22 protein-coding genes and 1 riboswitch are annotated in these 21,642 nt (G+C 32.9%); of the genes, 3 read left to right on the top strand and 19 right to left on the bottom strand.

Annotated features, from left to right (window positions below; genetic code table 11):
* Positions 1-26: 26 nt before the first annotated feature.
* The 7 genes from ACP3TL_RS04370 to cmk all read right to left on the bottom strand — a co-directional run bounded on the left by ACP3TL_RS04370 (position 27) and on the right by cmk (position 6,744).
* On the bottom strand, positions 27-728 hold the full coding sequence (locus ACP3TL_RS04370) for a demethylmenaquinone methyltransferase (RefSeq protein ID WP_046465373.1): 702 nt from the start codon (positions 726-728) through the stop codon (positions 27-29).
* 6 nt (positions 729-734) lie between these two features.
* Entirely contained in the window at positions 735-1,304 is a 570-nt protein-coding gene (locus ACP3TL_RS04365) for a hypothetical protein (protein ID WP_046465374.1), read from the bottom strand.
* A gap of 331 nt (positions 1,305-1,635) precedes the next feature.
* A complete protein-coding gene (locus ACP3TL_RS04360; protein WP_002483248.1) occupies positions 1,636-1,908 on the bottom strand; it encodes an HU family DNA-binding protein in 273 nt (90 codons plus the stop codon).
* A gap of 168 nt (positions 1,909-2,076) precedes the next feature.
* The gene (locus ACP3TL_RS04355; protein ID WP_046465375.1) at positions 2,077-3,075 is read right to left on the bottom strand and encodes an NAD(P)H-dependent glycerol-3-phosphate dehydrogenase; all 999 of its coding nucleotides are present in this window, start codon (positions 3,073-3,075) and stop codon (positions 2,077-2,079) included.
* Positions 3,076-3,093: 18 nt separating this feature from the next.
* A complete protein-coding gene (der, locus tag ACP3TL_RS04350; protein ID WP_046465376.1) occupies positions 3,094-4,404 on the bottom strand; it encodes a ribosome biogenesis GTPase Der in 1,311 nt (436 codons plus the stop codon).
* A gap of 190 nt (positions 4,405-4,594) precedes the next feature.
* Entirely contained in the window at positions 4,595-5,776 is a 1,182-nt protein-coding gene (rpsA, locus tag ACP3TL_RS04345; protein WP_046465377.1) for a 30S ribosomal protein S1, read from the bottom strand.
* A gap of 308 nt (positions 5,777-6,084) precedes the next feature.
* Entirely contained in the window at positions 6,085-6,744 is a 660-nt protein-coding gene (cmk, locus tag ACP3TL_RS04340; RefSeq protein ID WP_046465636.1) for a (d)CMP kinase, read from the bottom strand.
* Positions 6,745-6,822: 78 nt separating this feature from the next.
* Between cmk and ACP3TL_RS04335 the strand changes: the two genes are divergently transcribed.
* Positions 6,823-7,797, top strand: coding sequence for an asparaginase (locus ACP3TL_RS04335; protein ID WP_285325675.1), 975 nt, complete (start codon positions 6,823-6,825; stop codon positions 7,795-7,797).
* 190 nt (positions 7,798-7,987) lie between these two features.
* Here the strand turns inward: ACP3TL_RS04335 and ypdA are convergent, their stop codons facing one another.
* The 4 genes from ypdA to ACP3TL_RS04315 all read right to left on the bottom strand — a co-directional run bounded on the left by ypdA (position 7,988) and on the right by ACP3TL_RS04315 (position 13,300).
* A complete protein-coding gene (gene ypdA, locus ACP3TL_RS04330; protein WP_002507560.1) occupies positions 7,988-8,974 on the bottom strand; it encodes a bacillithiol disulfide reductase YpdA in 987 nt (328 codons plus the stop codon).
* A gap of 193 nt (positions 8,975-9,167) precedes the next feature.
* A complete protein-coding gene (gene ebpS / locus ACP3TL_RS04325) occupies positions 9,168-10,820 on the bottom strand; it encodes an elastin-binding protein EbpS (protein WP_285336718.1) in 1,653 nt (550 codons plus the stop codon).
* Positions 10,821-10,968: 148 nt separating this feature from the next.
* A complete protein-coding gene (locus ACP3TL_RS04320; protein WP_046465380.1) occupies positions 10,969-12,348 on the bottom strand; it encodes a RecQ family ATP-dependent DNA helicase in 1,380 nt (459 codons plus the stop codon).
* On the bottom strand, positions 12,335-13,300 hold the full coding sequence (locus ACP3TL_RS04315; protein WP_046465381.1) for a helix-turn-helix domain-containing protein: 966 nt from the start codon (positions 13,298-13,300) through the stop codon (positions 12,335-12,337). Before ACP3TL_RS04315 ends, ACP3TL_RS04320 begins: the two co-directional genes overlap by 14 nt.
* A 109-nt stretch (positions 13,301-13,409) precedes the next feature.
* Here ACP3TL_RS04315 and ACP3TL_RS04310 point away from each other — a divergent pair, with 109 nt between their 5' ends.
* On the top strand, positions 13,410-13,658 hold the full coding sequence (locus ACP3TL_RS04310; protein WP_002507556.1) for a ferredoxin: 249 nt from the start codon (positions 13,410-13,412) through the stop codon (positions 13,656-13,658).
* Between the two features lie 281 nt (positions 13,659-13,939).
* Here ACP3TL_RS04310 and ACP3TL_RS04305 read toward each other — a convergent pair whose 3' ends face one another.
* The 6 genes from ACP3TL_RS04305 to ACP3TL_RS04280 all read right to left on the bottom strand — a co-directional run bounded on the left by ACP3TL_RS04305 (position 13,940) and on the right by ACP3TL_RS04280 (position 19,535).
* Positions 13,940-14,485: an ECF transporter S component gene (locus tag ACP3TL_RS04305; protein ID WP_285336719.1), complete on the bottom strand. Its 546-nt coding sequence runs from the start codon at positions 14,483-14,485 to the stop codon at positions 13,940-13,942.
* Positions 14,486-14,550: 65 nt separating this feature from the next.
* Positions 14,551-14,686: riboswitch (FMN riboswitch) on the bottom strand.
* Between the two features lie 234 nt (positions 14,687-14,920).
* Positions 14,921-16,696, bottom strand: a complete 1,776-nt coding sequence (locus tag ACP3TL_RS04300; RefSeq protein WP_046465637.1) for an ATP-binding protein — start codon at positions 16,694-16,696, stop codon at positions 14,921-14,923.
* Positions 16,680-17,405 (bottom strand): response regulator transcription factor, encoded by a 726-nt coding sequence (locus ACP3TL_RS04295; RefSeq protein WP_002507553.1) that lies wholly within the window; start codon positions 17,403-17,405, stop codon positions 16,680-16,682. The genes ACP3TL_RS04300 and ACP3TL_RS04295 overlap by 17 nt, the downstream gene beginning before the upstream one ends.
* Before the next feature lie 133 nt (positions 17,406-17,538).
* Entirely contained in the window at positions 17,539-18,276 is a 738-nt protein-coding gene (locus ACP3TL_RS04290; RefSeq protein ID WP_046465383.1) for a pseudouridine synthase, read from the bottom strand.
* Entirely contained in the window at positions 18,269-18,811 is a 543-nt protein-coding gene (gene scpB / locus ACP3TL_RS04285; protein WP_046465638.1) for an SMC-Scp complex subunit ScpB, read from the bottom strand. The genes ACP3TL_RS04290 and scpB overlap by 8 nt, the downstream gene beginning before the upstream one ends.
* Entirely contained in the window at positions 18,801-19,535 is a 735-nt protein-coding gene (locus ACP3TL_RS04280) for a segregation and condensation protein A (protein WP_046465384.1), read from the bottom strand. Before ACP3TL_RS04280 ends, scpB begins: the two co-directional genes overlap by 11 nt.
* Positions 19,536-19,628: 93 nt before the next feature.
* Here ACP3TL_RS04280 and ACP3TL_RS04275 point away from each other — a divergent pair, with 93 nt between their 5' ends.
* The gene (locus ACP3TL_RS04275; RefSeq protein WP_285336720.1) at positions 19,629-20,135 is read left to right on the top strand and encodes a DUF309 domain-containing protein; all 507 of its coding nucleotides are present in this window, start codon (positions 19,629-19,631) and stop codon (positions 20,133-20,135) included.
* Positions 20,136-20,227: 92 nt separating this feature from the next.
* On the opposite strand, the gene xerD is transcribed toward ACP3TL_RS04275, so the two are convergent.
* A complete protein-coding gene (gene xerD / locus ACP3TL_RS04270; protein ID WP_046465386.1) occupies positions 20,228-21,115 on the bottom strand; it encodes a site-specific tyrosine recombinase XerD in 888 nt (295 codons plus the stop codon).
* 41 nt (positions 21,116-21,156) lie between these two features.
* Entirely contained in the window at positions 21,157-21,603 is a 447-nt protein-coding gene (gene fur, locus ACP3TL_RS04265; protein WP_046465387.1) for a ferric iron uptake transcriptional regulator, read from the bottom strand.
* Positions 21,604-21,642: the final 39 nt, after the last annotated feature.

Here is a 21,642-nt window from a genome sequence, read left to right as displayed (position 1 = left end):
GTTAATCACCTTTGGTTGATTCATTTTTATTTATAGCCAAGGTGCATCGCTGCAACGCCACCTGTAAAGCTACGTATTTTTATGTTACTGAAACCTGCTTGACCAAACAGACGTTTTAATTTTTCTTTATCTGGAAAATCAAAAGTAGATTGTTGCAACCATTCATACTCATCTTTAGATTTTGCAAAAACTTTACCGAAAATAGGCATTATAAATTTAAAATAAAGTTTATAACCTTGTTTGAATACTGGTGTTGTGGGTTGGCTAGTTTCTAAACAGACAACCATACCACCTGGTTTAAGCACTCTGTATAATTCTTTAAGTGTAGCTAGATAGTCAGGTACATTACGTAAACCAAACCCAATAGTTACATAATCAAATTCATTGTCTTCAAATGGTAGATTCATTGCATCGCCATGTACAAGTTGTATATTATGCATATCTTGTGTTTTACCTTTGCCCACTTCGAGCATGTTTTCACTGAAATCTACACCAATGACTTCACCTGTAGGTCCTACAGCCTTACTGAGTGAAATAGACCAATCAGCAGTACCACAACATACGTCTAAAGCTTTACTACCAGGTTTAACGTTCATTTCTTTCATAACACGTTTTCTCCAAGTCTTATGTTGCTCGAAGCTAATAATATTATTTAGGCGATCGTACTTGCCAGAAATATTTTGAAAAACGTCATGTACTTGTTCTTTTTTTGCTTTATTATCTGCCATATTTAATTACCTCTTTTTTGAATGTATTTCAGACTTTATTTCACCTAAAAATGTAATTAATTCATCTTTAGAAAATTTACTTAAATAAGAAGGATGCTTTTCAGCTAAGTTCGCTAATAATTTATCATTGATTGATTCAAGATTGGCATCAGGGGCAAAATGTTGAATTGTAATACGTGGAAATAGGTTTTCAACTTTTAATATATATTGACTGATGTTCTCTTTAGTAAGTGCATCGTGATGTATGGATGACTTCATTTCATTCACTTCAACGATTGCTGCACTTATTTCTTTTTGATAAGTTGGAGCGTTTAACTTTGCTAATAATGTATAAAAATGTGCGCTCAATAAGTCACCAATTAAAATAGACTTTTTAGACGATAACGTTGTAGAAACTTCGTCTAAATGACGCATCGCAGTATCTATTGTGAGGCAAGCTAATCTAGCTTCTTCAGGAATATCATATGAATCGAGAATTTGCGCTAAGTTTTCATCAATAGCTATAGATTCATAATAATGTATACCTTTAAGTCGATGTACAATTTGTTTTTCTAATATGCTTAATGTCGTTTCCATGTTCACACCTCACGTTATTATCCATATACATATTAACATTATATAGAGAAAAAAAAAATCAACGATAGCTAAAGCGGTAAATATTTATGTATGATGTATTTGTACAAATACATTTTTAGTGTAATGAAACGTTTAATTTTTCTGATTTATGTATGTATAATTTAATTTATATTAAGCGCTATGACAATTACAATATTTAATTTATATCATCGTTATATCGAATGATATCATATTAAGTATAAATAAATGCAAATTGTTTAACGTTCTTAGATTAAAAGTGTATAAAAAAAGAAAAAGCCCCTTATAAAAGGGCTTTAGTTTTAGTAAAGAATTATTTAACTGCGTCTTTTAATGCTTTACCAGCTTTGAATGCTGGAACTTTGCTTGCAGGGATATCAATTTCTTTACCTGTTTGTGGGTTACGGCCTTTACGAGCAGCGCGTTCGCGTACTTCGAAGTTACCGAATCCAATTAATTGTACTTTTTCACCTTTAGAAAGTGATGATTGAATTGATTCGAATACTGCATCTACAGCTAAACCAGCCTCTTTTTTAGTTAAATCAGCTTGTTCTGCAACAGCATTGATTAAATCTGTCTTGTTCATTATGAATTCACCTCCCCTAGGGTTTATAATGATACTTAATATCATTATGGTATGACTTTAACACAACGAATACTGCAACTGCAATGATTTATGCGCAGAAAACGTTGAAATAATAGGATTTTAACAACAAATTGCTATATATTTGTTAAAAAGTGTAATAATGCTTCTTTATTCAGATTTTTTTCCACGTTCCATAAGGTCTTTAACACTCTCATCTACAGGTCTGTTTTCAAATAAAACACTATAAAGTGCGTTAGTTATTGGCATGTCAACATTTTGCGATTTTGCTAAATGATAAACTGATTTTGTGGTATATACACCTTCGACAACCATATCCATCTCATCTAACGCTGTGTCTAATGATTTTCCTTCACCCAATTTAAAGCCTAATGTGTAGTTTCTAGAATGCGTAGATGTACATGTAACGATTAAGTCGCCAATGCCACCTAAACCTAAGAAAGTAATAGGATCAGCACCTAGTTTTTCACCTAATCGGCTAATTTCTGCTAAACCTCTAGTCATGAGTGCAGCTTTAGCGTTGTCTCCGAAGCCCATGCCTGAGATTACACCACTTGCTACAGCGATGATATTTTTTAACGCGCCACCTAATTCAACGCCTACAAGATCCTCATTTGTATAAACGCGTAAGTAATCATTCATGAATAAGTCTTGTGTTAATTTACTTACTTCAGGTGACTTAGAAGATGCAGCAACTGTCGTTGGTTGTTTGATGACAACTTCTTCTGCATGACTTGGACCTGATAATACACCGATACCTGCATTATGTTCTGCTGAAATAGAATCCTCTAACATTTCAGAAACACGTTTATAAGTATCGTTTTCTATTCCTTTTGCTACATGTATAAATGTTTTTGGAGTTGATAAAAGTGAATCAATTTCGCTTGCTACCGATCTCATAGCTTTTGTAGGCAATGCCATTAAAAAGACTTCAGAAAAATTTACAGCAGCTTTTATATCTAATGTTGCTTTGATTGAATCATTGATCTTAGCTGTTTTTAAATATTTACTATTGATGTGTTGTTCATTAATTTCATTGATTGTTTGTTCGTTTTTACCCCACATCAATACTTGGTGTCCATTTTCAGCTAAAACATTTGCTAAAGCTGTACCGAAACTTCCTGTACCAAAGACTGTTACTTTAGACATGAATATCTCCTCCGATAATTAATTTCTCTTTCTAGGTATAATATGCACAGGTGTACCTTCAAAACCGAATGCTGCTCTGATTTGATTTTCCAAATAACGTTTATAAGAAAAGTGCATTAATTCTACATCATTTACAAATACGATAAAGGTTGGTGGTTCAATCGCTACTTGCGTAGTATAGAATACGTTCAATCTACGACCTTTATCAGTCGGAGTTGGGTTCATAGAAATAGCGTCAGTGATTACTTCATTTAAAGTTGAACTCTTCACGCGTTTTTTATGGTTTTCACTAGCTAGTGTAATATATGGGAATAACGTTCTAAGTCTTTGACTTTCTTTTGCAGAAACAAATGCAACTTCAGCGTAATCTAAGAATTGGAATTCTTTGCGAACTTCATCTTTGAATTTTTTCATTGTATTCGTTTCTTTATCAACTGTATCCCATTTGTTTACCACGATTACAATAGCTTTACCTTCTTCATGAGCATATCCTGCCACGCGTTTATCTTGTTCGATGATGCCTTGGTCAGCATCAATAACAACTAAAATAACGTTTGAACGTTCGATAGCTTTTAGGGCACGTAATACAGAATATTTTTCTGTATTTTCATATACTTTCCCTTTTTTACGCATACCAGCTGTATCAATTAAGACATAGTCTTGGTCCTCATAAGTATATTGAGTATCGACCGCATCACGTGTTGTTCCTGCTACGTTAGAAACGATAACACGTTCTTCACCTAGTATTGCGTTAACTAAGCTAGATTTACCAACATTTGGACGTCCGATAATTGATAAGCGAATTGTATCGTCATCATATGGATCAGGTTCTTCTTCTTTAAAGTGTTTGACAACCTCATCTAAAAGATCACCTAGACCTAAGCCATGCGAACCAGAAATTGGATAAGGATCGCCAAAACCAAGCGCATAGAAATCATAGATTTCATTTCTCATTTCTGGATTATCTACTTTATTTACTGCTAAAACAACAGGTTTTTTTGATTTATACAACATTTGAGCAACAACTTGATCACTTTGTGTTAAACCCTCTCGTACGTTGACCATAAAAATAATGACATCAGATTCATCAATTGCAATTTCTGCTTGTGCTCTTATTTGTGTTTGGAATGGTGCGTCACCAATTTCAATACCACCTGTATCAATGACGTTAAAATCATGTGTTAACCATTCGCCTGATGAATAAATTCTGTCTCGAGTCACACCGGGTGTATCTTCTACTATAGATACACGTTCACCTACGACTCTATTGAAAATTGTAGATTTGCCTACATTGGGCCTGCCTACAATTGCTACTATAGGTTTAGTCATAACTAACTTCCTCTCTTTTTTAATCTCTATAATTCTATCATAAGGGGTAACCAAATCAAAAGAAATATTTAATCTGTACTAATATTATTAGGTTAGTTTTAAAAAATTTGTTTTTAGAGATTACATAAAAATAAATCTTGTCCTAAATAGATGTTAGGACAAGATTTAAAATTGGTGTTAAATTTATACGTTAAAACTTGAAGTCTTTTAATTTATCTCCGAAAACATCACCTAAAGTAGGATTGTCATCATCGTCAGAACCACTTTCTAAGTAAGATTTCGTAGTGGCACTATCACTTTCAACGACATTTTCCGATTCTAATGTTGCTTTAATAGATAATGAAATGCGTTCTTTTTCTACGTCAACACCTAGTACTTTAACACTTACGACTTCCCCAGGCTCTAATACTTCACTTGGTGAACCGATGTGAGTATGTCTTATTTCAGAAATGTGTACTAAACCTTGAACGCCTGGTTTAATTTCAACAAAGGCACCGAAGTTAGTTAGTCTAACAACTGTTCCTTCGATGAAATCACCTTCGTTAAACTCACCTTTTATTGATTCAAATGGACTTGGTAAAGTATCTTTAATTGATAATGAGATACGTTCTGAATCTCTATCAACTGATTTTACTTTTACATTAACTGTATCTCCAATAGATACTACATCTTCTGGAGATTTAACGTGTTCATGAGATAATTCAGAAACGTGAACAAGTCCGTCTACGCCACCAATATCTACAAAAGCGCCAAAGTTAGTTAAGCGTGCAACTTTACCTTCAATCACATCGCCTTCATTAAGTGAATTTAATAAATCGTCTTTTTTCTCTGCATTTTCTAATGCCTCTACAGCTTTACGACTAAGAATGACACGATTATTAGCAGGATCCAGTTCTTCCACTTTTAGTTTAAGAACTTGTCCTTCGAAATCAGAGAAATCTTCAATGAAGTCTGTTGAAATTAATGAAGCCGGAACAAACCCTCTTTGGCCAACATCGACTACTAAACCACCTTTTACTACTTCAGTGACTTTAGCTTCAATCGTTTTATTGTTGTCTAATTGTTCTTGTAAAAATTCATATGATTTTTCTGTTTCAAGTTGACGTTTAGAAAGTATATAAGCACCTGTCTCATTTTCTTCGTCATACTCTACTTTTGTAACATATGCACCAATTTCATCACCAACTTTGACAGCATCACTTGGATTGTCTATATGATGCGTAGAAAGTTGACTAATAGGGATGATACCATTAAATTTAGCACCATTAATGTTTACAATTACTTGTTTTTCATCAATTTCTTGAATCTCACCAGTAACTGTATCCCCTTCTTTAATCTCTTTGATCATTGATTCGTTGAATTCTTCAGTCATCTTGTCTGCCTCCTTATTACACTACATAATTATAACATCTTATAAACTGACAGAATTGTCAAGAAATTCCCCTTTATTATAGGAATTCAAATTCTATTTGTTAAAAAGTTGTAAAATCAGGGTTTCTAGCTAACAAAAGCTTTGAAATGTTCACCTAAAATTTACATTTATTTATATATATGCAGATCTAATTGATATAAAAATGTACCTTATTTATATACCCTATATTTGTTATTATATAACCTTTTTACACAATTTAAAAAGAAACGGCATTATAATACGCTGTATTTAAGAAAAAGATTAATATTTTATTTAATTTGAGTAACTAAGGATAAAATTTCTTCAGTTACTTTTTCAATACTTTTACCTGTAGTATCTACTGTAATTGCATCATCCGCTTTTTTCAAAGGTGAAATTTCACGTGTCATGTCATAATTATCTCGATCGGCAATTTCTTGTTTTAATTGTTCAACATTAGAGTCGATGCCTCTTTGTTCATTATCTTTTTGTCTACGCATTGCGCGTTCTTCAACAGAGGCAATCATATAAACTTTTAAATCTGCATCTGGCAATACAACTGTTCCAATGTCTCTACCATCCATAACAATACCCTTTTGAGCTGCTAATTCTTGTTGCTTTTTAACTGCAAAAGTGCGCACAGCTTCTTTAGATGCTACAAAGGAAACATTGTTTGTCACATCATTTTCTCTTAAAAAATCAGTAACATCATGGTTATCTAAAATGACTCTCTGACCCTTTTCTTCATCATACGTCAATGATAATTCAGATGAATCTATCAATTGCGAGAAGTCTTCAGTCTTATTTTGTTGTAAATATTTATAAGTTATAGCGCGATACATTGCGCCAGTATCTACATAAATCATTGATAATTGTGCAGCAACGCGTTTAGCTATTGTACTTTTCCCTGCAGCAGCAGGTCCATCAAGTGCGATATTAATTAATTTCATTTTAGTAAACCTTCCTTGTTGTTTTATGTATAATATTTTATCATAAATATGTAAGTTATAAATAGGAGGAATGCCCATATGAAAAAACTTCTTCTCATACATACTGGTGGGACGATTAGCATGTCACAAGATGAAACTGATAAAGTAGTAACAAATTCAGACAATCCAATATCCAACCATCAAGACATTATTGAACAATATGCTGATGTAACAGAAATTACGCCATTTAACGTTCCATCCCCACATATGAATATAAAATATGTAGAAACATTAAAGCGTATTATTGAGGATGCTAGTAGGAATGAAAATTATGATGGGTTTGTTATTACACATGGTACAGATACGTTAGAAGAAACAGCATACTTACTAGATCTTACTATAAATGTTTCAAAACCGATAACAATTACGGGTGCTATGCGTTCTTCAAATGAAATTGGTTCAGATGGGTTATATAATTTCATCTCAGCTATTAGAGTGGCTTCAAGTGATAATGCAGCAGATATGGGTGTTATGGTCGCATTTAATGATGAAATTCATACTGCACGAAACGTGACTAAAACACATACCTCCAATACAAATACATTTCAGAGTCCTAATCATGGCCCATTGGGTGTAGTGACAAAAAATAGTGTTCAATTTCACCATAAACCATACGAACATTTAGTTTTAAATGATATTAACCATGATTTAAATATTCCTTTAGTAAAAGCTTATATGGGAATGAATAATGATGTATTAAACTTTTATAGTAAGCATCAAGTTGATGGCATCATTATCGAAGGCCTAGGCCAAGGCAATTTGCCACCTACATGTTTAGAGGGTCTAGATAAGTGTTTGGATAAAGCAATACCTGTTGTACTTGTCTCACGATCGTTTAATGGTATTGTTGGTCCAATTTATGGCTATGAAGGTGGCGGTGCTACCTTAGCTGAAAAAGGCGTTGTTTTTTCAAACGGATTAAATGGACCTAAAGCAAGACTTAAACTTTTAGTAGGTTTAAGTAATCAATTAAGTGCTAATCAGTTAAAAAAATATTTCGAATCACAGTTATAATGATTTAAAAAACTGAGGCTGGGACATATCACATGTCTCAGCCTCAGTTTTTTATATTGGTAGTGACCGACGGAATTGAAAATACGCTTATATCAAGCTTGCATTCCATTTTATAGTCAGCCACTGCCGGGATGGAACGACGAAATCTCATTAGAAAAATTTCTGTCTCATGCCCTAGTTTATTATATTATTATGATTCAAGTGGTGTTTGTTTTTTAGATAATATACTTTGAGTGATAATACCGCCGTGGTATTTGCCGTTTTCAATAAAAATTGTATTTGCATCATTGCCTGCCGCAATGACACCAGCGATATAGCAGTTTTCGACATTTGTTTCATAAGTTTCTCTGTTATAAACTGGTGCAGTACCAAACTCATTACTGTTGATATCTATACCAATTGATTGTAGGAAATCATAGTCTGGATGATAACCAATCATAGCGAAGACATAATCATTAGGAATTTCAATTGTTTGATTTCCTTGCTCATAAAATACACTATCTTCTGTTATTTTAGTAACATTTGAGTTAAATGCCATGTTAATTTTTTCATGGCGTACTAGAGATTCAAAATTCGGTAGAATCCATGGTTTAATTGCCTTTGGATAATCTTCTCCACGATAAATAACTGTTACGTTAGCCCCAGCTTTTTCTAACTCTAAAGCTGCATCTACAGCTGAGTTTTTACCTCCGACAATTACAACATTTTGGTCAAAGTAAGGATGTGCTTCTTTAAAATAATGCATTACTTTCGGAAGCTCAGCTCCATCTACTTCAAGATGATTATGATGACCATAATAGCCAGTTGCTACAGTAAGGAATCTACATTGGTAGACATCTTTAGTTGTTGTAATCGTAAAACGGTTATTAATTTTTTTCACTGTGAGGACTTCTTCGAAAGCATTAACTCGCAATTGATGATGCTTAACCACTGCTCTGTAATATACTAGAGCTTGATTTCTATGTGGTTTGCTTTCTTCAACAATAAATGGAATATCCCCAATACTTAATTTATCACTTGATGAAAAGAAAGTTTGATGTGTAGGATAATTATAGATTGCATCTACAACATTTCCTTTTTCAATAACTAAAGTATCAATACCTTTTTTCTTTTGTTCAATAGCAGCACTTAATCCGCAAGGACCGCCACCAATAATTATACTTTCAACTGTTTGCATAGTTTATTTGTCCTCCTTATACCACCAATATATTATACCAGTAGTTTAGAAAAAACCAAATGATAGAAATCGAATATTTTTGCACAAATGATATTGACGCTTTATTAAACTTAAAAAATTAATAAAAAACGACCAAACTCACTAATTTAAGGAGTTTGGTCGTTTGATTGGTTTTTACTTATAAGGTGATGAACTATTGTGGAATAACAAGGCGTTGTCCATTATGGATTTCATTTCCTTGTAGATTATTTGCTTGTCTGATTTTTTCAACGTTTTCAGGAGAACCACTACCATAATATTGAATAGCAATTCTATATAGGTTTTGACCATTGACTACATGTGATTGTTGGCCAGAGTTACTATTTGCTTGTTCGCTATCTTGGTTGTTAGTTGCTTGTGATTGATCTGAAGATGAATTGCTTTGAGCGTTAGATTGATCACTTTGTTGATCTTGACCGCTCTGACTGTTTTGGTCGCTTTGACCTTGACTGTCTTGCGTACTATTTGTTGCATCTTGTGAACCATTGCTAGCTGAATCAGAATTAGCATCGTTACTTGATTGATCAGAATTTGCATCACTGTTTGCTTGGTCAGTGTTTTCGCTATCAGAATTGGCAGAATCTGAACCGCTATTGCTGTCTTCTGAGTTTGCAGATGAGTTATCTTTGTCTTCATCTTTATTGGCTTTATCATCTTCTGATTTTTTATCTTCATCTTCATCTTTTTCAGAATCAGACTTACTATCTTTATTATCAGCTACTTTTTTGTCATCGCTATTTTTGTCACCATCGTCATCGCCAGTTAAAGCCATGCCACCGAAAATAGCAATTGCAGCTAATATTAATATCGCAGCTAATATTGGTAATAATTTACCTAATAAACCGCCTTTTTTCTTTTTCTTATTATCGTCATCATTGTTATCACCATTATTACCATTGCCGCCATTACCATTACCGCCGTTGCCATTGCCGCCAGCTTTAGAATGTGCCGCTGCGGCAGCACCTGTTCCGGCAGCAGCGCCACCAGCTACAGCAGCGCCTTTTTTCTTAGAGTTATCTTTATCTTGCTCTTTTTTATCTTGATCTTCTATATCTTTTTCATTTTTATTCTGCTCGGTTGCTTTATTGTTATTATCTTGGTTGTTATCTTGCTTATGTTCATCTTTGTTATCACTATGCTTGCCAGCAGCATAAGCACCTGCACCGGTTGCGGCAGCGGCGCCTCCAGCTACAGCAGCACCTTTTTTCTTAGAACTATTATTATCATTTTCTGAATGCGAAGCATCATCTGATTTGTCTGCTTGTTCGTTATCAGAGTTGTTGATATTTTGTTCATTATCATTTAAGTCATTTTCTGAATCTTTATTATCATTGTGCTTTCCAGCAGCATAAGCACCTGCACCAGTTGCAGCAGTGCCACCAGTTACAGCAGCACCTTTCTTATTAGATTCATTATCTTTTTGTGATTCAATATTTTCATTGGAATCATTTTGGTTTTCTTTTGTATTTTGATTGTTTGTAGATCCAGGGCTTAAATCATTATTCTTCGAAGGATCTTTTGTTGAGTTATTATTATCTTGTGGTGATTGATTTTCGCCTTGAACTTCATCATTGTCATGTTCAGGCTGATTATCTGAATTTTGATTTGTTGCTGTGTCACGTCTGCGCTGTCTTCTTTGAGCGTTTCTAGGAGGGAATTGTTCGTCTGTCTTATCAGAAACTTCCTCTTTTACGTTGTCAACTGAACCGTTAACGGAATCCTTTGCATTGTCTTGATGTTCTTTTGGATCAATGGATTGACGATTTTTTTCAAAATCATCTTTAAAATTGTTGTTAGACAAATTCATCATCCTTCCTCGTTTTAATTTAAGTATATACTGTTATACCCTAAAAATAAGTAAATATGTATAACTTTTTATGCAAAAAATCACTATTAAACTAGTATATATGTAGTATTATAGCTTGTTTGAAAAAGTGAAGTAAAGTATTTGTCTATTATTTAAACAAATTTTGTATTTTTTCATTAAAATCCATTTTTCTTTTTACTTTTTTTCTATTAATTAAATTAATTACATTTAAATCAGAATCATTATCACAGCATTGATCAGGTCTTTTACTTAACGTTTCACCAAAGAATTCCATCATATAAGTACGTCGACATTGGTCTAGGTTTTTGTATCCTAGCATACGTATATAACCTTGGCGTTTTCGTTGATAGGTCCTGTCGAATATCGTACGCAACTCAGTAAATGAGTAATAGCTATTTAATATTTCTAATATTTCAAATTTATCCGGAGTTACAAAGGCACCTACTTCAAAGGCATCTACATCCTCAGTGGTCATCATATCCGTAAATAATAGTGTTTCTAGTAAAAAACTATCATCAGGTTGAAATAGACTAATTGCTTGACTGTCAGCCCCATCACGACCAGCACGACCAATTTCTTGCATGTAGTTTGATGGACTTGTTGATAAATGGTAATGAAAAATAGAACGTATATCTTTTTTATTAATGCCCATACCAAATGCACTGGTTGCCACGATGATAGGTATTTCATTATTCAAAAATTGATGCTGAACTGTGTGCCGTTCTTGATAAGATAAATCTCCATGATAAATCCCTGTTAAAAACCCATAGTTATATATTTCTTTTGCTAAGGTTAGGCACACTTTTTTGGAAGAAACATATATAATTGTAGGTCCTGAATTTTCTAATGCTGGAAGTAACCATTTTAATTTAGCTTCATCGTCTGCGAAATTTTTATGAGTTAAAGAAATATTGTCTCTATTCATACTCGTTTTAATGACATGAAAAGATTTTTTTAACATAGCATTTAAATCATAAGTTAAATAATTCGGTGCTGTGGCAGTCAGAGCAAGCACGGTTGCTGTCGGAAAACGTGCGATAATTTTACCTATAAGTGCATAGTGCGGTCTGAAATCATATCCCCATTCAGATAAGCAATGTGCTTCATCTAATACGACCATGCCGATATTCAAATTTTTAATGAGTTTGAAATTTTGCGGTTGGAGTATAAATTCTGGACTTAAATAGATAAATCGACTATTTGTTAGTGATTCAATGTTTCTTTTTCTCTCATTTTCATCCATGCCTGAATGAATACAACAGACATGATGTTCACCATGTAATTTGAGTTGCATGACTTGATCATCCATCAAAGAAATGAGTGGTGAAATGATGAGAGTCGGTTGTTGACGTATGTATGTTGGTAATTGATAACAAAGACTTTTACCACTTCCTGTAGGTAAAATACCTAATGTATCTTCATTGTTCAATACACTTTCTATAATCTCTTGTTGACCAGGTTTAAAAGTCTCAAACCCGAACCACTTTTTTAGCTCATGTTGTAACATTGATTTCACCTCTCTCAATTCCAACGATAATCAATTTCAATTCAAAATAGCTGAGATCAGAAAATATTTCTTTATAATTGCGTAACCTCTCACTACGATGTGAAATGTAATAAGTCATGAAATCAGTATAAGTTGAATGTGTTAAATAATCTTCATAATTCGATATGTAGCCTTTTATAAATAGCTCTAAAATATGATCATCTATCGTATTAGGTTTAACATTTTGTTGTGCAGCCAGTTGTTCGAAGTTTAATCCATTTTGTAAACCTACGTAAGTTTGCTCTGTTTTATTTAATAATGATGGTAGCACAATCAGTTTATTTAACAGTGGATAGTTAGATTCGTGCTCAATCTCGTACATTAATGTGACTAAATCTGTAAATTCTAATTCAAATAAGTGTTCTTGTGGTATGTCTTCTATTAAACTAATTTGTTGTCGTGTATACATACTTTCTTCAAAACCTTGTAGGTAATAGTGAATATATATTGTGTTGTTTTTATTCAACATAGATTGGAATAATGTCGTAAGTTCTGCAATGAATTGGTCCTGTAATTGATTGCTTATAATTTCTTTATATACAAATTTAACTTGTTGGTGTACAGTACTATGTTGAGTAATAGGTACGAATTGATAGACCTTATGTTTAGTATTAGATAGGGTCTGAGTTAATAATTGTATGGCTTTAAATGTGTTAGTTAAACTATCAAACGTATGTCTCGGATGATTAGCGATATTTTGATAGCTATTATCTTGAGCATTAAATTGATTGAAATATCGCTCAAACGACTGATATTTCAAGTTAGGCATGCTGTGATATAATGACAAGAGTTGTTGACTACAGGCATCAAAAAAGGTTTGATGTGACTTTTTCCCTGTGATAATATTAAATATACTTTTTTCAGTTTTGTAATTGTGTGCATGTGTTTGTGCAAATTGGATTATATTATACATGTTTACTCCCTCATTCTATAAAACGAAAACATTTGAAAAATCTTAAAACAGTGACTACAATAATAATTGTGCTATTAGTGTAGCATTTTTGTCAAAGGAGGCGAAGAAATTGGCTAAATATACAATTGTTGATATGGATACATGCATTGCATGTGGTGCTTGTGGTGCCGCTGCCCCTGATATATATGACTATGATGATGAAGGTATTGCTTATGTGATACTAGATGACAACAAAGGTACAGCAGAGGTGCCGGAAGAATTATATGAGGATATGGAAGATGCGTTAGATGGTTGTCCTACTGATTCAATTAAAATTGAAGAAGAATCATTTGATGGAGATGCGTTAAAGTTTGAATAAAAGCAAGTTTAGTACCATAAAAGTAAGTATGCGGTTTATACTTAATAATATATAATAAGCGTTTGTCTAAATATAGTGATTACTAATTATATTTACTAATGGCTACGTTTAAGGTTAGCGTGTTCACATTGCATGGAGCATGCTAATTTTTATGTCTAAAATGATTTTAAATTATGAATGGTTGATTTAAAATATAAAAACAGAGCGATTTCTGTATTACTTCAATAGAAATCACCCTGTTTTTCTTTATCTGAGTGTTAATCTCTCAGATGTTTTTATATTTATTTTGGTAATACATTTTTTAAACGTTTAAATAAAAGAATGAACACTATAGAAATAATAGCGCCTTTAATAATGTTGAATGGAATAACACCAGATACAATGACAATCTTAACGTTTTCTACAACATTAGATAAATTCATAATCATGCCATATAAAGGTAACAACACAAAGTAGTTCAAGATACTTAGAATAATTGTCATTACAATAGTTGCTACAGTAAAACCTATAATCTGTGATTTAAGGTTATATTTGTTTTTAGTAACATAATAAGCTGTTAGTAAAAAACTGGATGCTGCTAAAAAGTTAGCAACTGGACCTACTGGATCTCCAAGATTAAATAAAAATTTTAATAAATTTTTTATAAATTCTACAATGATACCAGCGAGCGGTCCGAGTGTGAATGTAGCTAATAATGCGGGCACATCACTAAAGTCTAAAGTTAAATAAGGCGGTAAAAATGGTATTGGAAATTTTATAAACATCAATATAAAAGAAACCGCACTTAACATACTTATCGTAATAAGTCGTTTTGTTTGTTGTTGCATATTAAATTATCTCCTTCCATTCATCATTCATCGAATAGGAGGATTTAATAGCACAACAAATAACCCTCCATCTTCTCCCATCCAGACTTTACTGTCGGCTCTAGATTTTCACTAGATCAGCCATTTATTTAAATGAAAATAAATGGGTCGCAGGCTTTAATTACTGCCGGTTGGGAATTACACCCTACCCCGAAGATGAATATCTTAAATTTTTATAAATATATCATAGCTTATTACTCAGGTAAAAACAATACTATTGCTCTAAATATGCTAAAAAGGGAGTAAAAGCGACTAAATTAAAGAAAACCTACACTTTTTAGTGAGTCTGCAAGCATAATTGATAATAAAGACCGGCGAAATCACAATAATGATTTCGCCGGTCTTTATATTAATGTTTGATTAGTTTAATTGAAGCAGTAACCACTCAACTATTTTCTATAACATCTCATTATTAGTTAACTTTGGTAATTTGACAATAAATGTTGTTCCTTTACCTAGTTTACTTTTAACGTCAATACTGCCACCATGTTCATCTATAATCATTCGACATATAAATAAACCTAGACCTGTACCTTGTTTACCACGTTTACGCGAGGAATCAACTTTATAAAAACGTTCAAATACTTGTTGTAGATGCTCTGGCGCAATACCAGAGCCCGTGTCTGTAATATATAATATATTTTCTGTCTCTGTTTCCCCATAACTGATAGTGATGGCATCTCCTGCTTCGGTATACCTTGTTGCATTGTCTATCAAATTAGTTAAGACTTGTTCAATTCGATCTAAATCATAATACCACAGCTGTTCGTGCGTATTTGGATTTAAATTGATGCTTAAACCTAAACTCTCTGCATGACTTTGATATTTTTGTTGCATTTTATTTAGCAATGTATCAATAGGCTGAACAGATTTTTCTACCGTTAGCCCCTCAGCATCCATACGTGCAACACTGAGAAGCTCATTTACAAGTCGATTTAAGCGTTTAGTTTCATCTAGTACAATAGATAGTGATTCATGTATTTCATCGGGCTCTGTGACGATGCCGTCCACTATAGACTCAGTATAGCCTTGTAGTAATGAAATAGGCGTACGTAATTCATGTGAAACATTAGCAATAAAATCTTTTTTCATTTGGTCTATGTTATGTTCGTTTGTCATATCACGAATAATAGCTACGATACCACTACGACCATCTGGTTGAATTTGATCAATATAACTCGTTATTATTACTAAATAACGCGTATTTATTTCATATTCTTCAAATTGTGTTTGCTTGTTTTTGAAAGTACGTTCATTTTGTTTATCAAGCTTTTTGAGTTCATGATCACCAAGTATTTGAAGTGTGTTTTGAGCCATTTTATTAGAAATTATAATTTCTTTTTTATCATTGTATCCCAATACACCTTCAATCATAGAATTGATTAAACTATCACGAATATTTTTTGAAGATGACAAGGCATCTATATGTTGTTGAATTTCAGAACTCATCGTATTAAACGTACGAGATAATTCACCAATTTCATCGCGCGTATTGACAGGTACGACTTGAGCATAATCTCCTTTAGAAACTTTCAAGGCCTGTGTCCGTAAATTTCGTAACGGTTTTGTTATACGAGATGATAAGAAAAAGGCAAAAACGGTTGTAATAGCTAAGAAGATAATAGCGATAATTAAAATAATAACTGTAATTACGTTATTGGTTTCTTCAATCGTTTTTAAATCTTGATAGATAAATACGCCACTGTAGTTATTATTTCGATTATTATCTTGCTCAGTCAAGTTTTTAGCAGGATAACCAATTAACACATAAGTCCGCTGTTGCCCATTGATTTTGACAGTAACGTGTTCTGAAATTTGTTTTCCTTTATCAAACACTTGGTTATAATCTTTATTGTTTTTAATTTCTTTAAACATCTTGTCTTTAATTTTATCTTTATGTTGGCTCACCATATGCTTATCATTCATAATAATAAGTCCATCTGGGTTTTCTATCAATTTACGACTGTATTCAATAGCTGTAGTTTTATCATCTGCACTTTCCACCAATTGACTGATACGCTGTGCATCTTTGAGTAATGAATCTTCGGTTTCTTGCGTAAAATAGGACTGAATAAATGTTATGAGTGCAGCACTTAGTAAAATTAAAACTGTCGTTACTATTAAAATAATAGTTAACCACAGTTTTATTACTACATTATTTAGCCGATTCATCATTGGACTTAACCTCGAATTTATAACCAACACCCCAAACAGTTTGAATCATTTGAGCTGCTGCGTCAGATACTCGATTTAATTTTTCTCTTAAACGTTTAACGTGAGTATCTACAGTACGCAAGTCGCCGTAGAATTCATAATGCCATACTTCTTTTAGAAGCTGTTCTCGATCAAAGACTTTGTTAGGTGTTTTAGCTAGAAATATTAACAACTCATATTCTTTTGGTGTTAAATTAACTTGGTTATTATCTGCTAATACTCTGTGTGCATCGTTGTCAATGACAAGGTGGTCAAATTCAATTAAATCACGCGCATGAGGTTCACTTTGTTCTGTATGCGCTACTTGTGTACGTCTTAACAACGCTTTGACGCGCAATACCACTTCACGAGGAGAAAATGGTTTCACGATATAATCATCTGCACCAGATTCGAATCCTTCTACCCTATTTGTTTCTTCACCTTTAGCAGTCAACATAATAATTGGTGTTTCTTTGTGTTCTCTGAGACGTGAAGCAACAGTGATACCATCCATTTCTGGAAGCATAAGGTCTAATAAAATACATGAATAATCATGTTCCATCGCCATTTTATACGCTTCATTACCATCACTTGCTTCATGTATCTCAAAAGATTCTCTTTCAAGGTATAATTTTAATAATCTTCTGATTCGATCTTCATCATCTACGATAAGTATTTCATTTGACATACATATGTACCTCCCACACTGCTAACTTTCAATTTAATCACATTATATCATACGTTTAATAGGAAAAGTGATTACGAAGAAAAAGATTGTGAAACTTTTCTCATGATTTAAATTAAATTAAACGTAATAACAATTAGTTACCATGTTCTGCAAGTTGACGCATCACTTTTACTTCATGAGGTGTTAAGACTCTACCTTCACCTGCATTAAGCCCTTTTAGGTTAAGTGGACCAACTTCAATGCGTTGTAATTTTGTAACTTCGTGACCAAAATGTTCAAACATGCGACGGACTTGTCTATTGCGTCCTTCTGTAATTGTAATTTCAACAAGTGTTGAATTTTTATCTTTATCTTGGTTCTTTACTTTTACAGTAGCTGGTTGTGTATGGCCATCTTCTAGTTCAACACCATGTTCTAAAGCTTTAACTTCTTCACGCATTAAATAGCCTTTTAATTTAACAACATATTTTTTCTTAATTTTATAACTCGGATGTGTCATTAAATTAGTGAATTCGCCGTCGTTAGTTAATAAAAGTAAACCTGAAGTATCATAATCTAAACGACCCACTGGATAAATTCTTGTTTTAATTTGTTTAAAGTAATCTGTAACCACTTTTCTACCTCTATCGTCCGATACGCTAGTGATAACTTGTGCTGGTTTATAAAATAAAATATATAGTTTATCTTGTTGTTCTAATTTAATGCCCTCAACTTCAATTGTATCCGAAGGTTTAACTTTCGTACCTAGCTCTGTTACTACTGAGCCATTAACTAAGACTTTGCCCTCTGTGATTAATGTTTCTGCTTTTCTACGTGACGTGTGACCACTGTTTGCAATACGTTTTTGTAATCTTTCTGTCTCTTTATTCATTATTTTCTCCTTTTTGATTTACTAAGTTACTGAAAAAAGCTTCTATTTCTTCATCTTCCTCATCAGTTGTTGGTAAATCATCTAAATGTTCAATGCCAAATACGTTTAAAAATAGTTCTGTGGTATAGAGTTGTTGACTTCTGGAATCCGCTTCGTCTTTCGCTTCTATTAGCCCACGAGCGATTAAAGTTTTAACAGCGCCGTCAGAATTTATACCTCTAATCATCTCAATATCGCTTCGTGATAAAGGTTGATTGTAGGCAATAATAGACAATGATTCCATTGCTGCTTGCGATAACTTCATTTTTGATTTTTGTTCTATTAATTTTTCAATATAATTTGCTGCATCTTTTTTTGTTGTAAGTACATAAGTTTGACCAAAATGTTGAATTTCTAAGCCATCTGATATGTATTCAGAAACGAGTAGCGACAATTGTGTTTGGTCAATGTCTAAAATTTCGAGTAATTGTTTTTCATCTAAACCCTCGTCACCTGCTGTATAAAGTAATGCTTCTAGTATACCCTTATCGTTCAATGCCATAGTTTACCCCTCTTATAATGTTAATATCGTCGAAATTTTTGAGTTGTTCTATATTTACAATGCCCGATTTAGACATTTCAAGTATTGCTAGAAAATGTGTAACTACCATTTCAACAGGTTCTGTAAAATTAAACAAACTAAAAAAATTAAACGAATCATGTTGTTGTAAACGCGCATTAACTTGAGAAGTTGCTTGTTGAATCGTAAATGTTTCTTTACGTATATCTACAGTTTTTGGCGTGTTGAATTCAACGCGATTTTTAACTTTTTGATAAGCGATGATTAATTCTGTTAAATCAATTGTATTACTTGAATCCCATGTTTCATTAGATTCTAGGTGTGTTAAATCAGTTGGATGCTTTGAAAAGTAAAAAGCACGTTCAGATTTCTTTTCATTTAATATCTCAGTATATTCTTTATAATTTTGATATTCAATTAATCGTCCTACTAAATCTTCACGTGGATCCTCTTCTAATTCGTCGACTTCTTCTGATTGTGGTAACAGCATTTTACTTTTAATCATAAGCAGTTCAGAAGCCATAACTAAATATTCACTAGCAACATTAATCTCTAATTGATTCATTGCATGTATATATTGCATATATTGTTCTGTTAATGATTTCATGGGAATATCATAAATATCAATTTCAATTTTTTGAATGAGATGCAATAATAAATCTAAAGGACCATTAAAAGCATCTAGTTTTACTTCATACATAGTATCTACCTCATATAGCAAGTTATGTGCGTATTTCACTAAAATATTATAGCATGTTTAATGAAAACATTTAAATTTGGAGCGGTTTTAATTATGGAAAATGCATTGCAAGATTTTTATTATCAATTTCATACGGAACAACATTACTTTTTGTGTCATGACATTTTAGAAGAAGCTTGGAAAGAAAATCCGCAATTTAGTAAAGATGATGCGATTGTAAGTTTGATTTTGTTAGCAACAGGTTGCTATCATTATCGCAGACATAACAATGTTGGTGCGTTACGATCATTTAAAAAAGCATTAAGTGTTATAGAACAAAGTGAACAATCCATTGATTTAGGCATCTATACAGATGAATATAAAAAAATCATTATAGAATTAATTCAGTCTGTGGCTAATGCTAAGCAATTTGTGCCAATTCAATTACCAATAACAAAAGAAATGGAACAGGATATTTTTAAAAAATACCCTAATTTTGTTAGAACACCACATATGATAGAAGATAGTTATATTGTAAATCATCATTTAGAAAGAGATCGTTCAGAAGTTGACAAAGCGCGACAACAAGCACTTGATATACGCCGTGCAAAAAAAGAATAAACTTAAGTTAAATGAAAAAACAAGTCATATTAAAATGGCGACGCAAACAAAAAAACACAAGCTAGCTATTCAACGAATAAACTGGTTTGTGTTTATGCACGTGGATGAAATTCATTATACATTTTGCGAATTTGTGATTTTGAGACATGTGTGTAAAGTTGTGTTGTCGAAATATCAGAATGTCCTAACATTTCTTGTACAGCACGTAAATCAGCACCATTTTCAAGTAAATGTGTAGCAAATGAATGTCTCAATGTATGTGGTGTCAACGTCTTATTGATATTCGCTTTTACACCATTTTGTTTAATCATTTTCCAAATAGCTTGTCTTGATAAAGGTTTACCATGCATATTTAAAAACAATACATTTGTCACAGTACGCTTCAATAATTGAGGGCGTGTTGTATCTAAATATGTATTTAAATATTCTATTACTGCATCACCTAATGGGATAATGCGTTCTTTGTTTCCTTTACCAAATACTTTGACGAAGCCCATGATTAAATTGATATCCTCAAGTTCAATGTGTATAAGTTCAGAAACGCGCATGCCTGTAGCATATAACAATTCTAACATTGTACGATCTCTATAGCCGTTAATTTTTGATAAGTTCGGAGTCTCAAGCAAAGCAAGTACTTCATCTACTTCTAAGACATCAGGTAATTTCCTATCATATTTCGGTGTTTCGATTAATACAGTTGGATCTTTTGCAGCATATTTTTCTCGTAATGCGAACTGATGAAAACTGCGTACTGTAGATATGAAACGCGCCAATGATTTTGCGGAAGCACCCTCGTCGTGTAAATAGCCGAGGCATTGATTGATTAATTGTCTATCTACAAAATCTATATGCCCTATTTTTTGTTCTTCTAAAAAAGTGGCATATTTTTTTAAGTCTCTTCTATATGCGCCAATTGTATTCGAACTCAACCCTTTTTCTAGTTGGATAAATCTCAAATACTCTTCAATTATCGTATCCAATGGTACCACCTCTATTTATAAAATAGTGTATGATGTTGAGCTTACTTACCTTGAGCTTGGCAATCTGAGCATACACCATGGAATGTTAAGCGATGGTCTGAAATTCTAAAGTTAAAATCTTGCTCTACTTTTTCTTCCACTTGAGGCAATAAATCTTCTTCGATTTCTTCTACTTTACCGCATTCCATACAAACAAGGTGATGGTGGAAATGCTTCGCGCCTTCTTTACGTAAATCAAAACGGGCAACACCATCACCAAAATTAATTTTATCCACAACTTTTAATTCTGCTAATAATTCTAACGTACGATAGACAGTCGCAAGTCCTATTTCAGGTGCTTTATCTTTAACTTTTAAATAAACGTCTTCAGCGCTTAAATGATCTTTCTCATTTTCAATTAAAACTCTTAACGTTGCTTCGCGCTGCGGAGTTAATTTATAAGATGATTGTTGTAATTGTTGCTTCACGCGATTTAATCGTTCTTCCACGGAAGCCTCACTCCCCTACTAATAATTATAATCATTTCA

It is taken from the genome of Staphylococcus caseorum, from assembly GCF_049943195.1.
GTDB classification, from domain to species: Bacteria; Bacillota; Bacilli; order Staphylococcales; family Staphylococcaceae; genus Staphylococcus; species Staphylococcus equorum_A.
This window is presented reverse-complemented; position numbering and strand designations above follow the sequence as displayed.